This window comes from Flavobacterium sp. ACN6 (assembly GCF_002304005.1).
Taxonomy (GTDB): domain Bacteria; phylum Bacteroidota; class Bacteroidia; order Flavobacteriales; family Flavobacteriaceae; genus Flavobacterium.
On record NZ_MRCQ01000001.1, the window covers coordinates 520,489 to 541,908 of the forward strand.

The 21,420-nt window shown below is 34.6% G+C and carries 15 protein-coding genes; 5 read left to right on the forward strand and 10 right to left on the reverse strand.

Annotation, left to right across the window (positions count from 1 at the left end):
* Positions 1 to 149 precede the first annotated feature (149 nt).
* The 3 genes from BSF42_RS02330 (at position 150) to BSF42_RS02340 (ending at position 2,599) form a co-directional block, all read left to right on the forward strand.
* Positions 150 to 1,292, forward strand: a complete 1,143-nt coding sequence (locus BSF42_RS02330; RefSeq protein WP_095951505.1) for a cytochrome-c peroxidase — start codon at positions 150 to 152, stop codon at positions 1,290 to 1,292.
* Between the two features lie 221 nt (positions 1,293 to 1,513).
* Entirely contained in the window at positions 1,514 to 2,164 is a 651-nt protein-coding gene (locus BSF42_RS02335) for a VOC family protein (protein WP_095951506.1), read from the forward strand.
* A gap of 36 nt (positions 2,165 to 2,200) precedes the next feature.
* The gene (locus BSF42_RS02340; protein WP_095951507.1) at positions 2,201 to 2,599 is read left to right on the forward strand and encodes a tautomerase family protein; all 399 of its coding nucleotides are present in this window, start codon (positions 2,201 to 2,203) and stop codon (positions 2,597 to 2,599) included.
* Between the two features lie 65 nt (positions 2,600 to 2,664).
* Here BSF42_RS02340 and BSF42_RS02345 read toward each other — a convergent pair whose 3' ends face one another.
* The 5 genes from BSF42_RS02345 to BSF42_RS02365 all read right to left on the reverse strand — a co-directional run bounded on the left by BSF42_RS02345 (position 2,665) and on the right by BSF42_RS02365 (position 11,818).
* Positions 2,665 to 4,665 (reverse strand): heavy metal translocating P-type ATPase, encoded by a 2,001-nt coding sequence (locus BSF42_RS02345; protein WP_095951508.1) that lies wholly within the window; start codon positions 4,663 to 4,665, stop codon positions 2,665 to 2,667.
* Between the two features lie 828 nt (positions 4,666 to 5,493).
* The gene (locus tag BSF42_RS02350) at positions 5,494 to 6,762 is read right to left on the reverse strand and encodes an efflux RND transporter periplasmic adaptor subunit (protein ID WP_095951509.1); all 1,269 of its coding nucleotides are present in this window, start codon (positions 6,760 to 6,762) and stop codon (positions 5,494 to 5,496) included.
* 2 nt (positions 6,763 to 6,764) lie between these two features.
* The gene (locus BSF42_RS02355; protein WP_095951510.1) at positions 6,765 to 8,012 is read right to left on the reverse strand and encodes a TolC family protein; all 1,248 of its coding nucleotides are present in this window, start codon (positions 8,010 to 8,012) and stop codon (positions 6,765 to 6,767) included.
* A 43-nt stretch (positions 8,013 to 8,055) separates the two neighbouring features.
* Positions 8,056 to 11,190, reverse strand: coding sequence for an efflux RND transporter permease subunit (locus tag BSF42_RS02360; protein ID WP_095951511.1), 3,135 nt, complete (start codon positions 11,188 to 11,190; stop codon positions 8,056 to 8,058).
* Positions 11,191 to 11,494: 304 nt separating this feature from the next.
* Entirely contained in the window at positions 11,495 to 11,818 is a 324-nt protein-coding gene (locus BSF42_RS02365) for a DUF6660 family protein (protein WP_253250962.1), read from the reverse strand.
* Between the two features lie 235 nt (positions 11,819 to 12,053).
* Here BSF42_RS02365 and BSF42_RS02370 point away from each other — a divergent pair, with 235 nt between their 5' ends.
* Together BSF42_RS02370 and BSF42_RS02375 are read left to right on the forward strand one after the other, a co-directional pair.
* Positions 12,054 to 13,175: a hypothetical protein gene (locus BSF42_RS02370; protein WP_095951512.1), complete on the forward strand. Its 1,122-nt coding sequence runs from the start codon at positions 12,054 to 12,056 to the stop codon at positions 13,173 to 13,175.
* A 9-nt stretch (positions 13,176 to 13,184) separates the two neighbouring features.
* Positions 13,185 to 13,946 (forward strand): porin family protein, encoded by a 762-nt coding sequence (locus tag BSF42_RS02375; protein WP_095951513.1) that lies wholly within the window; start codon positions 13,185 to 13,187, stop codon positions 13,944 to 13,946.
* Positions 13,947 to 14,558: 612 nt separating this feature from the next.
* Here the strand turns inward: BSF42_RS02375 and BSF42_RS02380 are convergent.
* Genes BSF42_RS02380 through BSF42_RS02400 form a run of 5 tightly spaced genes read right to left on the reverse strand, consistent with a single transcriptional unit; the run spans position 14,559 to position 21,147 of the window.
* Positions 14,559 to 15,155: a chemotaxis protein CheB gene (locus BSF42_RS02380; protein WP_095951514.1), complete on the reverse strand. Its 597-nt coding sequence runs from the start codon at positions 15,153 to 15,155 to the stop codon at positions 14,559 to 14,561.
* Positions 15,137 to 15,946: a protein-glutamate O-methyltransferase CheR gene (locus tag BSF42_RS02385; RefSeq protein ID WP_095951515.1), complete on the reverse strand. Its 810-nt coding sequence runs from the start codon at positions 15,944 to 15,946 to the stop codon at positions 15,137 to 15,139. The genes BSF42_RS02380 and BSF42_RS02385 overlap by 19 nt, the downstream gene beginning before the upstream one ends.
* Positions 15,947 to 15,953: 7 nt before the next feature.
* Complete coding sequence (locus BSF42_RS02390; protein WP_095951516.1) at positions 15,954 to 16,319, reverse strand: response regulator; 366 nt, start codon at positions 16,317 to 16,319, stop codon at positions 15,954 to 15,956.
* Positions 16,320 to 16,337: 18 nt separating this feature from the next.
* Positions 16,338 to 19,904: a response regulator gene (locus tag BSF42_RS02395; RefSeq protein WP_095951517.1), complete on the reverse strand. Its 3,567-nt coding sequence runs from the start codon at positions 19,902 to 19,904 to the stop codon at positions 16,338 to 16,340.
* Between the two features lie 28 nt (positions 19,905 to 19,932).
* Entirely contained in the window at positions 19,933 to 21,147 is a 1,215-nt protein-coding gene (locus BSF42_RS02400; RefSeq protein ID WP_095951518.1) for a response regulator, read from the reverse strand.
* Positions 21,148 to 21,420: the final 273 nt, after the last annotated feature.

Consider the following 21,420-nt stretch of genomic DNA (forward strand, 5'->3'; position numbering starts at 1 on the left):
ACTTTGACAAAGCTTTTGGTGTCTAAAAAAACAAATTTCATGTTTCATGTTTCATGTTTCATGTTTCATGTTTCACGTTCTGCAACAACATGAAACCTGAAACTTGAAACAAAAAAAACAAAAAACAAAAAACAAAAAATAAAAAAGAATTGAAAAAGCTAATTATCCCTCTCCTATTCCTGCTGAGTTTGACGGCCTATAAAAGCATTGAAGAACCAGATTACATTGATATTCAGGAATTACGAAGAATTTATTCTGGTGGCGACGCTTCAAAATGGCCTGCTGCGGAATTACATGAAAGTATTGATAAATCTAAATTTCACGATATTGGAGTGCTTCCTGCTGTTCCTTATCCTGCTTACAATCCGTATTCTAAGGAAAAGGAAAGTTTGGGGAAGATTTTGTTTTTTGATCCGAGGTTATCGCGAAGCGGACAAATTGCGTGTGCTTCATGCCATAATCCAGAATTGGGATGGACTGATAATTTGACGCGCTCGTTTGGACATGACCGCCAGACTGGAAAACGCAATTCTATGACAATTTTGAATTCGGCGTACGCCACTTCTTTGTTTTGGGATGGACGTGCTTCAAGCTTAGAAGATCAGGCGCAGTTTCCTGTTTCGGATCCGTTGGAAATGAATGAAAAACTCATAATTGCGGTTGATAAAATCGCTAAAATTAAAGGCTATAATGCTTTATTTACGGCAGCTTTTGGAAATAAAAAAGTGACTTTAGAGCGAATTCAATATGCGATCGCTACGTTTGAAAGATCAATCAATAGTCCGAAAAGTAAGTTTGACCAGTTTGTGAGCGGGAAATCAGAAATTTATACAGATCAGCAGGTTAAAGGAATGCATTTATTTAGAACCAAAGCGCAATGCATCAATTGTCATAATACGCCTTATTTCAGCGACAATCAATTTCATAACGACGGACAGACTTTATTCGGAACAAAAAATGAAGACTTCGGTCGTTATAATGTGACAAAAGATGTAAAAGATATTGGAAAATTCAGAACGCCGACGCTTCGAGAAGTCGCAAATACAAAACCTTGGATGCACCACGGTCATTTTCCAACTTTGCTGGATGTTGTCGAATTGTACAATTTAGGAAATCCATCGCCGGTTCAGAAAAAATATCTGGGAACTCCAAGAGATTCTCTAATTCCGAAAGTAGATCCTGCACTTAGAAAGTTGAATTTAAGTAAAGAAGAAATAAGCGATTTATTGGCTTTTATCGAAACTTTAAGTACGCCGACCAGAAGAATTATGGTTCCAGAAATGCCGAAATAATTTAGTGAATGATTTGTATTTTGCCCCAACTATTTTCAAATATATTTTGCCCGTTTTCTTTATGAGAGTGGGCTTTTTTATATAAAAAGAAACTAAAAATAATATTATTTTGCTATACTTTCATCGAAGTATAAAATACCTCATTAATCAAAACTCGTTAAGCATTCTTTAAATTTGTTATAAACGAAAGAAGCTTTTTTTCTTCAATAAAAAATACCATTATGAAATTAGAACAAATCCAAATTCAAACCAACAATATTCAAAAAACTACTGCATATTATAAAGATGTTTTAGAATTGACAATCTTAGAAAAAAGTTCAAATTCAGTAACAATTAAAGCCGGAAATTCCATTTTAGAATTCGTTGAAAATCCTCAATTTAATTCTATTTATCACTTTGCTTTTAATATTCCCGAAAACAAACTTGACGAAGCTATAAAATGGTGTAAAAGCAAAATAGATCTAATTGTCATTGAAGATCAGAATGTAATTGCCAATTTTGAAAATTGGAATGCCAATGCCGTGTATTTCTACGACAATAATGGAAATTTATTAGAGTTTATCGCTAGACACGATCTTAATAATTCTCAGACAGAAGAATTCAGTTCTAAATCCATTTTAAATATCAGCGAGATCGGAATCGTGAACGAAAATCCGCTTGCATTGGGAAATCAGTTAATTGAAAAATACGGATTAAACTTCTTTTCTAAAAATGATAACAGCGAATTTTTTTCCGCTATTGGAGATGACGAAGGCCTGCTTATTTTGGTAAAACCAAACCGAAGCTGGTATCCAACTCAAACTCCTTCTGAAAGTAACGAAACAGCAATTAAATTAGAAAACAAGGGAACAACTATAGATTTAAAACTTTAATATTCCTTATTTTTATCAAAATTAAAACTCCTAAAAATGCCATTTGTCCGAATCAGTTTACCGAAGAAACTTTCGTTGGAAACAAAGAATACTATTTCACAATCAGTCCATCAATCTTTAATAGAAGAATTTCATATTCCTGAAGCTGATTATTTCCATGTAATTGAAGAATTAGAAACTCATCAAATAAAATATCCAGAAAGTTATCTCGGAATCTCACATTCTGATGAAATAATATATGTGCAAATAACAGCAGGACAAGGTAGAACACTGGAACAAAAAAAGAAGCTCTATCATCAAATTGGAACAAGAATTTCTTCAACAACCTCCATTCTAATTAATAATGTAATTATCATTCTTTTAGAAAATAATGGGCTTGAAAATTGGTCTTTTGGAAATGGCGAAATTCAGGAACAGAAACATTTGAAAAAGTAAATTCATTAAAAGTAAAAGCCCAATTCAAATAGAATGAATTGGGCTTTTGCTTTTAAATTTATCATTTAAAACCGCATCTTCTGAATTCTAACCGCATTTAAAATCGCTAGTAAAGCAACACCAACATCGGCAAAAACAGCTTCCCACATTGTTGCAAGCCCGCCTGCGCCAAGAATTAGTACAAAAGCTTTTACGACAAAAGCCAGTGTAATATTCTGCCAGACTATCTTTTTGGTTTGTTTCCCAATATTAATTGCCATTGCAATTTTGCTTGGTTTATCATCCTGAATAACAATATCAGCGGTTTCGATTGCAGCATCGCTTCCTAAACCTCCCATCGCGATTCCAACAGTACTTAGAGCAATTACAGGCGCATCGTTTACGCCGTCGCCCACAAAAGCTACAGTTTCGTTTTTGGCTTTAATTTCGTTTACTTTATTGACTTTGTCTTCTGGAAGTAAATCACCAAAAGCATTTGAAATTCTTAATTTATCAGCAACAAATTGGACAACGTTCGTTTTATCACCGCTCAGCATGGTTAGCTTCACTCCTAATGATTTTAGTTTTGAAACGGTTTCCTGAGCATCTTCTTTAATTTCATCTGCAATTGTCAGATAACCTGCAAATTTCCCGTCATAAGCAATCGCAATTGTGGTATATACTACTGAAGATGGATCAATATCATAACTAATATTAAATTTATCCAGAAGTTTGAAATTCCCAACATAAAATGCTTTTCCATTATGAAAAGCTTTTAATCCGTGTCCGGAAATTTCTTCAATATCTTTCAATTCAATTACAGCATCGATTGGTCCCACGTGATTGTGAATTGCTGTTGCGACGGGATGAGTACTTCTGCTTTCTAGAGCATTTACCAGTTTCAGAATTTCTTCTTTATCAAAATCGGATTTTATAATAACTTCCTGAACTTTAAAAACACCTTCGGTCATTGTTCCCGTTTTATCAACCACAACATTCTGAATCGTCGAAATACTATCTAAGAAATTACTGCCTTTAAAGAGAATTCCGTTTTTACTCGCCGCGCCGATTCCGCCAAAATACCCTAACGGAATACTGATAACCAAAGCACAAGGACAAGAAATTACCAAGAAAACCAAAGCTCTGTACAACCAGTCGCTAAAAACATAATTATCTACAAAAAGTATTGGCACTAAACAAATTGCAATTGCCAGATACACTACAATTGGCGTATAGATTTTGGCGAATTTTCTAATAAAAAGTTCAGCAGGCGCTTTCTTTGTTGTAGCATTTTGAACCAATTCTAATATTTTAGATAATTTACTATCGCTATATGCGGTTGTTACTTTGACTTCAGCAATTGTATTTCCGTTTATCATTCCAGCCAGAACGGTTTCGCCTTTCTTTTTCGTATTGGGCTTGCTTTCTCCCGTTAATGCTGCGGTATTAAACGAAGCAGAATCTGATAATAATTCACCGTCTAAACCTAGTTTTTCTCCTGCTTTCATCTGGATAACAGCTCCAATCTGCACCTCTTTTGCTTTTACTTTTACCGCAGTATTGTTTTCTAAAATATGGACTTCATCTGGGCGCTGGTCTAGTAAACTTTTAATACTGGATTTTGCTCTACTAACCGCCATTCCCTGAAATGTTTCTCCAATTGTATAAAACAACATTACGGCTACTCCTTCTGGATATTCGCCAATTGCAAATGCACCAATCGTCGCAATACACATCAGGAAAAATTCTGAGAAAACGTCTCCTTTTATAATGCTCTCATACGCTTCTCTTAAAACCGGAAGCCCAACTGGAAGATAAGCAATAGCATACCAAATCGTTCTTACATATCCTGTAAACCAAGTTTGAGGAAAATAGTTGTCAAAAGCAATTCCAATCAGTAATAAAGCAAAGGAAATTATGGCGGGAAGAAACAACTTAAATAAACTGCCTTCTACATTATGCTCGTGATTGTGTCCGTCATGGTCGTGTCCGTCATTCTCAATATGTACAGGTTCGTCGTGAGAACAGCAGCAGGATGGTTTGGGTTTGCTTTTTATATTTTTTACTTCTTTATCTTGATGTATCATTTTTGAAGTTTCAGTTTTTTTGTTTCAAGTTTCAAGTTGAAACTTTGTTAAATAATGTTCTAAATTTAAGCAATTTGTGGCAATTAGCATTAAGTGAAAATGTTATAATCTCGCAAAAACGCTAAGGCGCAAAGTTTTTTATTTTGCCACAGATAAAAGGATAAAAATAATTTTTCTCGTTTTGTGTGATTTCTACGTAAGACATAAATTGAGCAGCTCCTATTTGAATTGCCTCCTGCTTTAGCTGGAGGTTACTTAAATTTTAAGTGTAATGGCTTTAGCCAAACTTTCGCATTTTGGCTAAAGCCTGTCTTTCTTATTTATTTACACCTCCAGCTAAAGCTGGAGGCAATTCGATTTAATTCTTTAAAAAACCTTTGTGACTCTGCGAGCAAATTTCGTCGTCAAAAAACCTCAGAATCTTAGAACCTTAGCTGCTCAGAACCTTAAAAAAATCAATGTTCATGCTCTCCTCCGCCTTTCATTGCTGAAAGCAGATTAAAAGCGTTTTTTGCCACAGATTAAAAGGATAAAAATGATTTTTCTCGTTTTGTGTGATTTCTACGTAAGATATAAATTGAGCAGCTTCTATTTGAATTGCCTCCTGCTTTAGCTGGAGGTTACTTAAATTTTAAGTGTAATGGCTTTAGCCAAACTTTCGCATTTTGGCTAAAGCCTCTCTTTCTTATTCATATTTACACCTCCAGCTAAAGCTGGAGGCAATTCAATTTAATTCTTTAAAAAACCTTTGTGACTCTGCGAGCAAATTTCGCCGTCAAAAAAACTCAGAATCTTAGAACCTTAGCTGCTCAGAACCTTAAAAAAAAATCAATGTTCATGCTCTCCTCCGCCTTTCATTGCTGAAAGCAGATAAAAAGCGTTTTTCGTAACAATTTTAGCATTGGGTTCCATCTTATCAACAAACTTAATTTCTGTAAAACCTAAATCTGTTGTGCCAGGAATTACTTCTAAAGCTTTAAAATGAATTTCATTTTCATGGCTTTCTTCTTTTTCAGCTGCTGTATGTTCGTGTTTTTCTTTGGTATGTTTTTCCTCTTGTACAAAAACAAAATACTTGTCAGCATTTCTAACAACGGCATCTTTCGGCAGAGCTGGAACCGTTGCGTTTGTAATATTGATATTGGCAGAAACATACATTCCTGGAATAAGACCTTTTGCGTCGGCGGGATCAATTTTAGCGTGTACAGCAACGGTTTTACTTTCGTTAGAAAATGATTTATTGATTCCGAAAATCTTTCCTTTAATTGATTTGTTTGACTGGTTGGTCAATACAAAATCAATTACTTGACCTACCGAAATTGATCCCAGATCTTTCTCATAAACATTCAAATCCAAATGCATCTGACTGTTGTCGACCACTTCAAAAAGCGAAACTCCTGTATTGGCAAAAGCGCCTTTGGCAATATTGATTTTCCCTACATAGCCGTTTATTGGTGCAACAATTGGGACTAAAGAAGTACTTCCTTTAGTCGAGACATGCAATGCATCCAGCTTGTTTTTTGCTGCCTGCGCGCGGGCTTTTTCGGCTGCTAATTTGGCTTTTACTTCCTGAAATATTTTTCTCGGATTTACATTTTCGTCGCTCAACGTTTTCTGGCGGTTGTATTCTAACTGTAAGTATTCAACATTGGCAATAGCAGAATGGTAATCTTCCTGCATTTCAATAACTTCCAGATTTTGAATCGTTGCCAAAACTTTTCCTTTATTTACAAATGTTCCTTCTAAAACATAAATATCCTTTACTGTTCCGCCAATTAAAGTCGAAACCTCTGCGGAATTCTGCGGTGGAACTGTAGTATAACCATTGGCTTTTATGATTTTATTGAGGTTTCGGTCTTCTACAAATCCAGTTTCAATTCCGACCGTTTTATATTGGGATTCGGTTAAAGAAACTTCGGTCTGCGATTTTTCTTCTTTAGTAATTTCCTCGGTTTTCTTCTTATTGCATGCGATTAAGGTAACCGCAAGGCACGCAAGGGCAAAGCGCAAGACACGCAAGGAAATTAAACTTTGCGAACTTTGCGTAAATATCTTTGCGAACTTTGCGGTTAAATCTGCTCTTAAATCTATTTTCATTTTTAATTGTTTTTGATGGTTGGAAATTGAAGTTCGATAGCACTTTGGTTGTAGCTGTGGGTCGCTTCTGCATATTGTTTTTTTATATCAATTGCCTGATTTAAAAAACTGATATACGACCAATAACTCATATCGCCATTGGCATAACTTTTCTGTGCCGTTTCGATAATCTGATTGGCATATTGCAATCCTTCATTTTGGTAATACGCTAAGTTTTTCTGCTGTTTCAAGAAGTTATGCTGCAATTCTTCTTGCTGCAGGTTTAAGATCATTTTACTTTTATCTAAAGCCAATTGCGACTGCGAGATACTAATTTCAGATGCTTTCGCTTTCGTTGTATTCACGCCTCCAAACAGCGGTATCTGCAGTCCGGCGGTAAAACCCTGAAATAAAGATTCTGTGTTTATAGTCTGAGCAAAATAGCCTAAACCAACTTTTGGGGTTCTCAGAGCTTTAAAAGTTCCTGCTTCCTTTTGATAAACTGAAATCTGCTGTTCATAAAAATCGGTTATTAAAAGCGCGGCTTTCGAATTATCTTTACTTTCTACAAAAGCATATTGAAGCGTTGTACTTTCCTCTGGAATAATTTTTTGAGTAGTCTGAACAAAAAACTGCAGCTGTTTCTGATAAATCGCTAAATCGTATTCTAATTGTGCTTTTTGGGTTTCAATTTCTTTCACTTTCGCTTTAGCGCTTATCACTTCTATATTCCCGCCTTCCCCAGTTTTAAAACGGAGTTCGGCGTTCTTTAGAAATTTGGTATAAATTTCATTTAATTCTGAGTTTAACTTCTGAATCGAAATTCCATACAAATATTGATAATAAGCCAAAGTCACAGCTTTTTCTATTTCATAAGAAGACAATGCTTTTCGTTTTTCAGCCAATTTCGCCAATTCTTCCTGTAATTGTCTATTGGCTTTTGTAACATTTCCTAACGGAAAAAACTGCTGTACCGAAACATTGTGATCGAAATCGGCGCTGTTAAACTGCCCTCCTTGATACTGCACTTGCAGCGGATCGGGCTGGAAAGCTGTTTTCTTTAAAATGGTTTGTTTTTCGATTTCCTTATCGGCAATTTTTAAATCGATGTTGTTTGATTTGGCGAGTTCGATTGCTTTTTCAAGACTGATCGATTTCTGTGAAAATGCTACTGTACTTGCTAATAGAAACACAATTAAACGCAAAGTTCGCGAAAGACTTATCGCAAAGTTCGCAAAGGGAATTGCGCTGATTTTATATATTGAATTCATTGTAACTTTTATTAAATTTTTCTTTGTGTTCTTTGCGTAAACCTTAGCGTTCTTTGCGGTTAAAATCTTTGCGGTTAAATCTCTCCAGCATTAAATACAAAATCGGTAAAACAATTAAGGTCAATAAAGTTGCTGAGAAAAGACCGCCAATTACGACAGTTGCCAAAGGTTTCTGTACTTCTGCCCCACCGCTTGTAGATAATGCCATTGGTAAAAATCCTAAAGAAGCTACGGCAGCTGTCATTAAAACTGGACGTAATCTGGTTCTGGTTCCGATAAGAATTCTTTGCAGCGGATCTAAAACCCCTTCTGTTTTCAATTGATTGAAATAAGAAATCAATACAATTCCGTTTAGAACGGCAATTCCGAACAAGGCTATAAAACCAATTCCGGCAGAAATACTAAACGGCATTCCTCTCAGCGAAAGCGCAAAAACGCCTCCAATTGCAGATAACGGAATTGCCGTAAAAATCAATAAAGCTTGTTTGACGCTTTTAAAAGTAAAATACAAAAGCACTAAAATGAGCCCCAAAGCAATTGGTAATGCAACCGAAAGTCTTTTAGATGCCTCAATTAAATTCTCAAACTGTCCGCCGTATGTGACATAATAGCCTGCAGGAAGTTTAAAGCTTTTATCTAGTTTTGCCTGAATTTCTTCAACAACACTTTTGATGTCTCTCCCGCGAACATTTAATCCAACAGTAATTCTTCTTTTTCCGTCTTCGCGGATGACTTGCACCGGACCTTGCTCGTATTCTACCGAAGCAACCTGAGAAAGCGGTACCTGCTGTCCGTTTGGAAGCGGAATAAACAAATTGCTGACATCTGTAATATCGGCACGATTGTTCTCGTCCATTCGTACCACGACATCAAACCTTTTGCTTTCATCATATATTTTCCCAGCACTTTCTCCCGCAAATGAAGAACGGATGATCTGGTTTATATCCGAAATATTGAGTCCGTACAATGCAATTTTATCGTAATCGTACTTTACGGTAATTTGAGGCAGACCCGTTACTTTATCGGCTTTTAGATCTCCAATTCCCTCGACGGCTTTTATCTTCGAAATTAATTCTGCTGCTTTAGCGTCTAGAATCTCCAAATCGTCTCCAAAAATTTTAATAGCAATATCAGATCGGCTTCCTGTCATTAATTCGTTAAAACGCATCTGAATAGGCTGTGAAATTTCGATATTTGCACCTGGAATTATTTCCATTTCCTCTTTCATCGCATTGGCCAATTCTTCCCAATTATGGTATTTTCCTTTCCAATCCTTTTTGTCTTTTAAAACAATAATCAAATCCCCGCTTTCAATGGGCATTGGATCAGTTGGAATTTCACCGCTTCCAATTTTGGTAACAATGGTTTTGATTTCAGGGAATTTAGCTTTTAGAAGCTGTTCGTATTTTGTAGTCGTTTCTACCATTTGCGTCAGCGAACTTCCAGTCATAATGGTAGCATTAATGGCTAAATCTCCTTCTTCGATTGTGGGAATAAATTCGCCTCCCATATTTTGGAAAATCACAAAAGCAAAAACAAATAATCCGATGGCGGTCGAAAGGACAACCTTTTTAAATTTTAGTGCTTTATTTAAAAATGGCATATAACGATTCTCCAGCCAGGCAATCATTCGATCGCTAAAATTGGGTGCATGTTCTGTCTTTTTAGAAAGAAATAAAGCACTCATCATCGGAATATAGGTTAGAGAAAGAATAAAAGCCCCAATAATCGCAAAACTAACCGTCATCGCCATTGGTTTAAACATTTTGCCTTCTGTCCCTATCAAAGCAAGAATTGGCAGATAGACAATTAAAATGATGATTTCTCCAAAGGCTGCACTATTTCGTATTTTAGAAGCGGAATTGTAAACCTCTTCATCCATTTCATCCTGAGTCAGTTCTTTTTTGTTTTTTAATTTCTGAAGATGATGCATCGTGGCTTCTACAATAATTACCGCGCCGTCCACTATAATTCCGAAATCTATGGCGCCTAAGCTCATTAAATTCCCGCTTACGCCGAAGGCATTCATTAAAATAACAGCAAATAACATCGCTAATGGAATAACGGAAGCCACAATTAATCCCGCACGAAGATTTCCTAGAAATAAAATCAATACAAAAATTACGATTAAAGCGCCTTCTAATAAATTTTTCGCGACTGTTTTTATGGAATTATCAACTAGTTTTCCTCTATCAATAAAGGCTTCTGCGGCAACTCCTTCAGGCAGGCTTTTGTTAATCTGAGCCATTTTCTCGTGAATCCTGTTTACAACTGCACTGGAATTTTCGCCTTTTAGCATCAAAACCAAACCAGAAACAATTTCTCCTTTTCCGTCTTTTGTCGAAGCACCATAACGTAAAGCAACGCCTTCGCGAACCTGAGCCACATTGCGCACTAAGACCGGCGAACCGTTACGATTTTTAACGACTACATTTTCAAGATCTTTTACGCCTTTTGCCATTCCAACTCCGCGGATAAAATAGGTGTATTGATCTTTCTCAATATAAGCACCGCCTGTGTTTTGATTGTTTTTTTCTAAGGCATCAAAAATTTCAGTTATTGTAACGCCCAGACTATTAAGCATATTGGGGTTTACAGCAATTTCATATTGTTTTAGTTTTCCGCCCCAGGTACTTACGTCTGCAACGCCTCTAATTCCCTGTAGCTGCGGAATAATAATCCAGTCTTGAATGGTCCTTAATTCGACTGCGCTGTATTTATTTTCATAACCTTTTTTGGCGTAAACATCATATTGGTAAATTTCGCCTAAACCTGTTGTAATGGGCGCTAATTCTGGTGAATCTACATAATCAGGAATGTTTTCTTCGGCTTGTTTTAAACGCTGGAAAATCTGTTCGCGAGCCCAGTAAATATCTACATCGTCTTCAAAAACAACTGTGACAACAGACAATCCGAAACGGGAAATACTGCGCAGTTCTATAATTTCTGGAACTGTTTTTACAGCTCTTTCCAAAGGATAGGTAATTAACTGCTCAACTTCCTGACTTGCCAAAGTAGGCGCCGTAGTAATAATCTGTACCTGATTATTAGTTACGTCGGGCAAGGCATCAAGCGGCAGATTTTTAAGCGAATAACTTCCCCACGCTATTAAAACGAGGGTAAATAATAGTATAACGAATTTGTTTCGTATACTAAACTGAATGATTTTATCTAACATTTGAATACTATAATGACGTGAAAAAGGATCGTCTCTAAATGTTGTGGAGAAATAAAATAGTATGTCCTAACTATTTTTTACCGCAGAGTTCACTACGATTTAAGTAGAGTTTGCAAAATTTAAGTCCGCAAGGCTTTGTGAACTTTGTTTTTTTACTTCAATTAAAATAGTAAAAAACTTTGCGTGCTCCGTGGTAATTTTTCTCTCCGTTTTTCGAATTGATCCATAAAAAACTAGACAAGAATTTGTCTGATAAATTTGTGGAAAGTCCACAACGCTCTAACTCGGAATTAACCGAGCATCATTATGCTATTTGAGGTGGCTGCCAAATACTTCCGTAGAAATTGGAAGTAAAAACAGAATTATAACTTGGTAAAGATTTTAAAATGAGATTGTAAGCTACAGGAAAATCAAAACTTACAGCAGATTGGTAACTTAAAACCTGTGCTCCGCAGCAATTGCAGGCACAAAATGGAGAACATAAATCGTTGTCTTTATTATGAGAATGGTTTTCTTCTGATGAAAATTGAGCTGTTTTATGCATAGCACTATTCACTTCCATGTCTGCGCAGGGCATATTTGAAAGTGCCATCAAGTAAATTGACATTAGTATTGCTATCCATTTCATGACTGTAAAAATAGTACATTATTCCTTTCGTTAGAAAAAATATTATAAATCACTGATTATAAATTACTTTTATTTAAAAATAATTCTCACCAAAAGAATTTTTAGTTAACTTTAACACTAATAAACATATATTCTATACTCCAGTAAGTCAAAAGATAAGCCGAAATTCCCTCAGAATACATTAGTACATCATTATTTCAAGCAGTTTTATTTAATCAATTCAACACTCTAATCAATGAAATGTAAAAAACTAATATCAGCCTTTTTCTTATTATTTAGTGTTCCGTTTTTCGGTCAAGTCTATACCGATAAAATCGTAGGAGAAAAAAATCAAGTACTTAAAGACAGTTTAAAAATCGAAGATTATCCGTATGCCCTGCCCATCTGGGGAGAAAAAGTTGCCCAAAAAGGTTATAATCTTCCCTATTCTGCCGGATTGTCTATAAATTATTTTTGGCAGGATTCTCAAATAAATATAAATGACTTGGAAGTGGGATTTAATAATGGTCCGCTTTATAATTTAGATGAAATTGTTCGTTTTGATAAATCTTCTGTAGAAGCTGGTGCCTTAACTATCAGACCAGATATATGGCTGCTTCCATTTTTAAATATCTATGGTATTTTTGGTAAAGCAAATACTGCAACAAAAATTAATGCGGGTATTTGGGTTCCAGATGCTGATAATAATTGGTCTCAGGTAGCTTCATTCAGCACTAAAGCGAATTTTAATGCCACTACTTTTGGATTTGGAATGACTCCCACAATTGGAATTGGCGGGGGCTGGCTGGCATTAGATATGAATATGGCCTGGACCGATATTAGTTCGCTGGACAAACCTGCCTTTTCGTATGTCTTTGGACCTCGTTTGGGAAAAACATTTAAATTTCATAAAAAAGATGAAAACATTGCTTTTTGGGTTGGAGGTTTCAGAGTTCATATTTCAGGAGATACCAATGGAAATATTCCTTTATCAGATATATTTGATCTAACTAATGCACAGACAAAAGTGGATGATGGACTGACAAAAGTTTCTGAAAACCAAACAAGTGTCGATAATTGGTGGAATGGGTTAACTCCTGCACAACAGGCAAATCCCGTAAATACGGCCAAACATGATACTGCAAACCGTGCGCTGGAACGAGCTGGAACTTTCCTAACAACTTTAGACGGAGCTTTGAGTACGGCGGAATCTTCATCAGTGCAATACTCTCTTCAGAAAGCTCCAAAAGATATGTGGAACTTTATTATGGGAACTCAATATCAATACAATAAACATATAATGTTTAGGTTTGAAGCTGGTTTTTTAGGAAGCCGCACACAATTTTTAGGTGGTCTTCAATATCGTTTTAGACTTTAATCTGGTACTATGAAAAAGGGTTTACTATTACTAATTATGCTCTTGAGCATGGCTTCTGTACGTTCTCAGGTTTTAATTTCCTTAATTTTTGGAGACAAACTTAATTCTCCTTTTTTAGAGTTTGGTCTCGAAGGCGGTATTAATCTTTCGGATATATCTGATCTTAATAGTTCAGGAACTAATCCTGGTTTTAATCTTGGGTTTTACTTTGATATTAGATCCAGACAAAATCCCGCGTGGATGATTAATACAGGCGTAATCGTTAAATCGCCAATGGGTGCACGGCATATTCCTGTTTATTCTTTAGAGGATGTAAACTTGGATAATACTTTTGAAGGCGGAAGTGTAAATCGGGAAATTCGTTATTTTAATGTTCCTATTTTAATTAAACACCAATTTAAAAATAGAATATATGTCAAAGCTGGACCTCAATTAGGATTGCTGGCTTCTGCTTTTGATGAATTTACAAACAAGATTAATGATAACGATGTTACATATAAGAAAAAAATCAGAGATCAGATTCGGGTTATAGATGCAGGAATCGCTTTAGGAACGGGCTATCATATGAATGTTGGCAACGGATTAAATGTTACCGTTCAATACTATTACGGATTAGTTCCTGTTCTGAAAGGTGATGGTCCAAACGTCTACAACCGTTCTTTATACTTAACAGCAGGAATTCCAATTGGAAAAGGAAAAGCTGCACAAAGAAGAGCTGAAAAAGATGCCGAAATGAATAAAGTTATATTGCCTGAAGATGAAAAAAAATAAATTATTTTATTTTCGGTATAGTTAAAGAAAGGCATTTCGAATTAAATATCAAATTTCGCTCCGCTGGAGCTATTGCTGATTTTACAAAATATTTCTATAAATATTTCGTCCCTATGGGACTAACCTTAATTGGATGATTTTAGTAATTATTAATACAAATACTTCTTCCTTTTCGGAGTAACTTTCTAATCCATATAAATAAAAAGTTTTAGATAAATTATATTATATATAATTTATCTAATTATCTCTACAAATATTTTGTTCTTTGAGAATAATTATAGATCGCTATTTCAAAACCGAAAAGCTTTAGAGAAGGTATATTATATATAATTCATCTAATTATCTCTACAAATATTTGGTTCTTTGAGAATAATTATAGATTACTATTTCAAAATCGAAAAGCTTTAGAGAAGGTATATTATATATAATTCATCTAATTATTTCTTATTTTGTTCTTTGAGAATAATTCTAGATCGCTATTAACCGAAAAGCTTCAGAGAAGCGAAATATTTATAGCATAATTTATCTAATTATAAATAAAGTCCCGGAGGGACGACATATCGTTTATTTTTAAAATCTTTTGAGGATTTTTCAAAATCGCCGTGAATGAAATTACTCAGCAGCTTCTTTATTTATCTTAGTTATAAATTCAAGTATTTCTTCCGTATTCAAAACAAAATCGGGATTGGTGTGTAAAATCGCATTATTTGGCATGAAAGACATTTCTGCTGAAAGCGGATTTTGAACCACCGTTTTTCCACCCGCGGCCTGAATCGCTTTTAACCCAACAGTTCCATCAGAATTAGAACCAGAAAGTAATATTCCGATTAGATGCGAGCCGTATATTTCGGCTGCAGATTCGAAAGAAACATCAATACTTGGTCTGCTGTAATTTATTTTTTCTGAAGTATCTAAGGAAAGTGTTTCGTCTTTTTCAAATAGTAAATGGTAATTCGAAGGTGCTATATAAATGAAACCCTTTTGCAGTTTTATTTTATCTTCAACTATTTTAACTTTTACTCCTGATCTTAAATTAATTAGATCTTCGAGCGTTTGTCCGTCCGAATTTTTTCTGTGAACGATAATGACAATAGCAAAAGAAATTGAATTTTCTACGAAAGGCAAAATATGTAATAATACCTGCAAACTTCCCGCTGAACCTCCAATTATGAGTACTTTACAATTTTCTATTATTTTATTTTTCTCCATATTTTCTCTTTTTCAAACTGTTTGTATTTCGATGGAGAGATAGAATATTTGATTGTTTCTTTTGTTCCAAGTGCCAGAAAACCTAAGGTTGCAAGACTGTCATCAAAAAGATTTATAACTCTTTTTTGCAGATTATTATCAAAATAAATCAAAACATTACGGCACAAAATAAGGTCAAACTCATTAAAAGAAGTGTCTGAAACCAAATTGTGCTGCGAAAAAACCATCTTTTCAGAAAGGCTTTCATTAAACTTTGCAAAACCATAATTGGCTATGTAATAATCTGAAAAGTCTTCTTGTCCGCCAGAATCTCTATAATTATCTGCATAATCTTTTATCATTCTAAGTGGAAAAATACCGCTTTTTGCCGTTTCTAAAACCGTTGCATTAATATCTGTTGCATACAATATCGATTTATGCAATAAACCTGCTTCTTGCAGCATTATAGCCATCGAATAGACTTCTTCGCCTGTAGAACATCCTGCATGCCAAATTCGGATAAATGGTTTTGTTCCCAATAAAGGCAGAATTTCTTTTCGAAGTGTCAAATAAAATGACGGATCGCGAAACATTTCTGTAACATTGACCGTTATTTCATCGATCATTCTTTTACAGTATTCGGGATCTCTTCTGACTTTTGATAAAAACTCGTGAAAATGCTTAAATCCATCTAAATAAAAAACTCTATTTACACGTCTTTTAAGTGAGGCTCTGGAATAGCTTCCAAAATCAAAACCGTAATATTCGTAAACTTCATTTATAAGAGTTTCTAATTCAATATCTTCAATCATAATTCATTTAAATTTCACCCAAGATCTGTAATAATTTATCAACATCTACGGGTTTTGAGATATAGGCATCTGCCCCAGCCTCTATACATTTTTCTCTATCTCCTGCCATCGCCTGTGCGGTTACGGCAACTACAAAAGTAGCTTCTTGTGACGGAATTGCTTTTATAAGCGGAATTGCCTCATAACCGTCCATTTCGGGCATCATCATGTCCATTAAAACAGCGTCTATTGAACTGTCATTTGCTAAAATTTTTAAAGCTTCTTCAGCACTTAAACAAGATAAACACTCAAAGGATTTTGCTTTTAAAGTATTTACTAAAGCAAAAATATTTCTAGAATCGTCATCTACAATCAATACTTTTTTCTTCTCCATTTACAGTATTTTTAAAGATTAGATTTTATCATATAACCAAACTCGCAATAACGATAACAACTGATCTACATCGACAGGTTTTGTAATGTAATCCGAAGCTCCTGCTTTGATACATTTTTCTCTGTCGCCCGTCATTGCTTTGGCTGTTACAGCAATTACTGCTAAGTTAAGAAATTTAGGATTACTTCTGATCTTTTCTGCTGTTTCGTAACCATCCATATTTGGCATCATCATATCTAACAATACAACATCTGTATCTGGGTTTTCATCTAAAATCTTGATCGCTTCTTTTCCGTCAAAAGCCGTAATAACCGTCATTTTAAATGCTTCTAAAGCTTTAGAAAGCGAATAAATATTACGAACATCGTCATCAACAATTAATACTTTTTTCTCGAATAGAATATTGTTTAATGAATTCAGTTTTTTGTGGCTTTCTTTTTTGCTGTCTCCTTGTTTCTTTTCTTCTACTAAGTGAAGGAAAAGTGAGACTTCATCCAGCATTCTTTGGTAAGAATGTGCCGTTTTCACGATAATAGAATCGGCGTATTTTCTAATTTTTAATTCTTCTTTAATCGACAAGCTTTTTCCTGTAAATACAATTACCGGCAGATTCTCTAATCCTGGGCTTTTCTTAACGCCGTCTAGAATTTGATAAGCCTGTTTATCTGGAATTCCCATATCTAGGATTACACAGTCTACATCTTTATCAGTCAAAACCGTTAAACCCTCAGATACATCGCTTTTTATTTCTGAATTGATATTGTAAGTTTCTAAGAAATAAGCCAGTGCTTTTGCGTGCTGCGCATTATCCTCTATAATTAAAACCTTTTGAGATTCTTTGTTGATGATATGTTCAATTCGCATAAAAACTTCTGGAATTCTATCAAAAGCAACGGGTTTGTCTAAAAAATCTACCGCTCCTTTTAACAAACTTTCTTGTTTCAATTTATGCGAAGACATAATATGAACCGAAATATGTTTGGTATGAGAATGATTTTTCAATTCTTCTAATACTTCCCAACCGCTCTTAATTGGCAATTCGATGTCAAGTAAAATTCCGACTGGTCTGTAGATTAAAGCAAAATTTAAAGCGTAATCTCCTCTTACCGCAACAACTCCTTTGTATCCTTTTTTCTGCGTAAAAGCCAATAATGATTTCGCAAAATTAATATCGTCTTCTACAATCAAGATTACTTTATCTCCTTCGACAATTGAATCACGGTCATCTTCGATTTCTGCAGGAATAACTTCGCTGATGTATTTTGGTTTTACCTCTTTTTCTTCTGTTTCCTCTTCAATTACTTCTGCTTCTAAAATTTTATTTACTGAAATTTTATTGATCGCAAAACCTAATACTGGAAGACATAATGTAAAAGTACTTCCCTCGCTTACTTTACTATGCAGTGTAATTTCTCCTCGCAATAATTTAGCTAATTCTCGACTGATTGACAATCCTAAGCCTGTTCCGCCGTACTTACGTTTAGTTGAACCATCGGCTTGTTGGAAAGCTTCAAAAATCAACGGCTGTTTGTCTAACGGAATTCCGATTCCGGTATCTTTTACAATGAAACAAATAACTTTATCATCATCTGTATTCACTTTAATTTCGATACTAACGGTACCTTTTTCAGTAAATTTAATAGCATTTGAAATTAAATTTTTCAGAATCTGCTCCAAACGCATTTTGTCTGTTTTAATGACAATTGGTGCATCTTTAGTTATAATTTCGAAATTGATTCCTTTTTCTTTAGCAACAAGATAAAATAAATTATGAAGGTTGTCTGTAATTTCTTTAGTCGAAACATCCAAGAATTCTAAATCCATTTTACCCGCTTCAATCTTAGATAAATCAAGAATTTCGTCGATTAATCCTAATAAGCTGTTTCCTGAACTCTGGATTACTTTAGCAAATTCAATTTCTTCATTGATCATTGTTTTGTTGTTATTTTCAGACAACAAACGGCTCAATAGTAAAATCGAATTTAAAGGTGTTCTTAATTCGTGTGACATATTAGCCAAAAACTCCGATTTATAACGTGTAGTTAATTCTAAAGCTTCTGATTTTTTCTGAATTTCTGTATTTTTTTCTTCCAATAAAACACTTCTTTCGGACAGCTCTTCATTGGTTTGTTCCAATTCTTCCTGCTGTACGCGAAGTTCTTCCTCAGAAGCTTGTAATTTTTCAGTTTGTGCTTCTAATTCTGCGTTTATAGCTTCTAGTTCGCTATGTTGAATTTGAAGTTCTTCAGACTGTGATTTGGTTTCTTCCAAGAGTTCCATCACTCTTTTACGGTTCTGAGTTGCTTTTAAGGCAATTCCGATATTATTGGAAACCATGTTCAAAAATTCCAGCTGTAGTAGAGAGAATCCGTAAATGCTGGCTAATTCTACAGCTCCTTCTACTTTAAAATCTAGTAATGGAACCGCAACAATATGTGTTGGTTTAATTTGCCCTAAAGCATAATTTATCTGAATATCATCTGGAGATAATGTTTTCAATTCCAACATTTTTCCAGAAGTTATGGCCTGACCAATCAAGCCTTCGCCTTTTTTGATTCGTTCTCTATTTTTACTTGGAATATAGCTGTATCCACCAGAAACAGTCAATTCTTCTCCATCTATAACATATAAAACCCCAGCGCTGCTATTGGTATATTGGCATAAAAATTCAATTACGTCTTTTGATAATTTCTGAATCGTTTTTTCACCCAGCATTTTATCATTTAAAGAAGCAATACCTGTTTGCAACCATTCTTTTTGGGATAATAACTCGAAAGAATCTTTTAACGAATCTTTCATATTATGAATCGAAGCACCCAATGCGCCTAAAGTGTCCGATTTTTTATCATCAATCTGAACATCATAATTCCCAGCAGAAATTTGTGTTGCAATTCCGCTGATTACTTCTAATCTCTCGGCAGTTTCAACATCTTTGCGCTCTAATTCTTTTTGTAAAAGCGCTCTTTCATTATGATCTTTTAGAATTCTTGCAAAAAATACAACTGTAATAATCATTGCAATTATAAAAGCAACAATAATTAAAACAAAACTGTAGTTCCCATATCGTTCCGAATTTGCGATACGTTCTTTTAGCAGAACTTGTTCGCTTTTTTCAATACTTTTAAATTTGCTGCGAAGTTCGTCCATCATCTTCTTACCTTCTTGAAGATCAAAGGTAACATTCGCGCCTCCTAGCTGTTTTTTTACAACTTGATTGTGAAGATATTTGAAAAAATTAGCACGAAGCGGTTTTAACTCATTTAGTCTTTTTTGCTGTGCAGGATTATCAACAGTTAATTCATCCAACTTTTCAAAATAAGTATTAACTTCTTTTTCTGCGTTGTAATGTTCTTCTAAATACTCTTTATTACCACTAATTAAATACCCCCGCATACTCGTTTGAGCATCTGTGATAATAGATGAAGCAGTATTTAAATTATAAATAACATCCTGCGTATGGTTGACCCAGGCATTGCTGTCAAGAAGACTTTTTATACTTAAAAAAGATGCAGTCGAACTAATCATTAAAATCAGCAGGGAAATCGACGAACTGATTAGTAAATTTCTTTTAAAATTACTGTCCATATAAATTCTGTACTATTTTGTTTATTGGTTATTTATGGGTTAACGGAAGTACAATTATAAAACTTGCACCTTCGCCTTGTTTACTTTTAGCGGTAATTAAGCCGTTATGTTTTTCAATAATCTTTTTGGCAATTGCCAATCCGATTCCAGTTCCTTCGTAGGTCATACGGTCGTTTAAGCTTTGAAAGATAATAAAAATTCTATCTAAATAGATTTCATCAAAGCCAATTCCGTTGTCTTTTACCGTAATTCTGCAAAAACTGCCTTCCGGCGAAGTTGGACTTTCAAATGATTTATCTGCGATAATTTCAGAAGTAATTTCGATCAGCGGTTTTTGTTCGCTTCCTGAAAATTTTAATGCGTTTCCAATCAGATTTTGAAAAACCTGACGCATCTGACTTGGAATACTGTCTACTGTTGGAAGTTCATTGGTTTTGATTTCAGCATTTTTGTTTTCTATCAGATAATCAAAATCGGAAAGTACTTCCTGCAGCACCTCATTCAAATCTGTTTTTTCTGGTTTTACTTGTGCCGAAAGTCTTGAATACGCTAAAAGATCGGTAATCAAGGTCTGCATTCTTTCTGCCGATTTTATCGTTCGATTGACATAGTCGATTGCTTTGTCATCGGTTTTTAAGTAAAGGTCCTTTATAATTTTAATAAAGATCTGAATCTTCCGGATTGGCTCATTCAAATCATGCGAAACTACCCAGGAAAACTGCTGTAATTCGTGATTTCGAAGTTCGAGTTCTTCATTTTTTTGAACCAGTTCTTTCGTTCTTTCCGCAATTTTAATTTCAAGATTATCCTGTGCTTCTTTCCTAATTTTAATTTCTTTAGAAAGCAGGTCTTTTATTGCTTTAAGTTCGTGTTGCTGCTCGTATATTTTTATGAAGGTTTTTACTTTTAAAATTAGCAAATCAGAATCGACTGGTTTGGTGATATACTCCACTGCACCAGTTTCATAGCCTTTAAAAATATACTTTTTTTCGGTATTAAGTGCCGAAAGAAATATAACGGGAATGTCTTTTGTACGTTTGTTTCCAGAAAGGATTTTAACTACTTCAAAGCCGTCAAGTCCCGGCATTTGAACATCCATAATAATCAGACAATAATCTGTTTTTAGAATTTTCTTTAACGCTTCTTCTCCAGATTCGGCACTATCGACTTCGATGTTATGCAGCTCTAATGTTTTTTTCAAGGCAATGATATTGGCCCTTATATCGTCTACAATTAATACCATGCCGTGTTGAAGCTAAATTGGTTGTGAATCAAAATTCCTGAATTTAAAATGAATTTAAAAATTTTCTTATTTTTTTGCTGATTTACATAAGTATCTATTAAAAACAATATGTAAATTCTCAAATGTATAAAAAAAATTAGGAGAAGCTTTTTTATCTAAATCGAAATTCGTTACAAAATTCCCACCTTTGGTTGTATTTTGTGAGTTTTGATGTGATTATTAAGTCTTTAGAATTTTCTTGTTATTTGAATTTCATTAACAAATTACCGTATT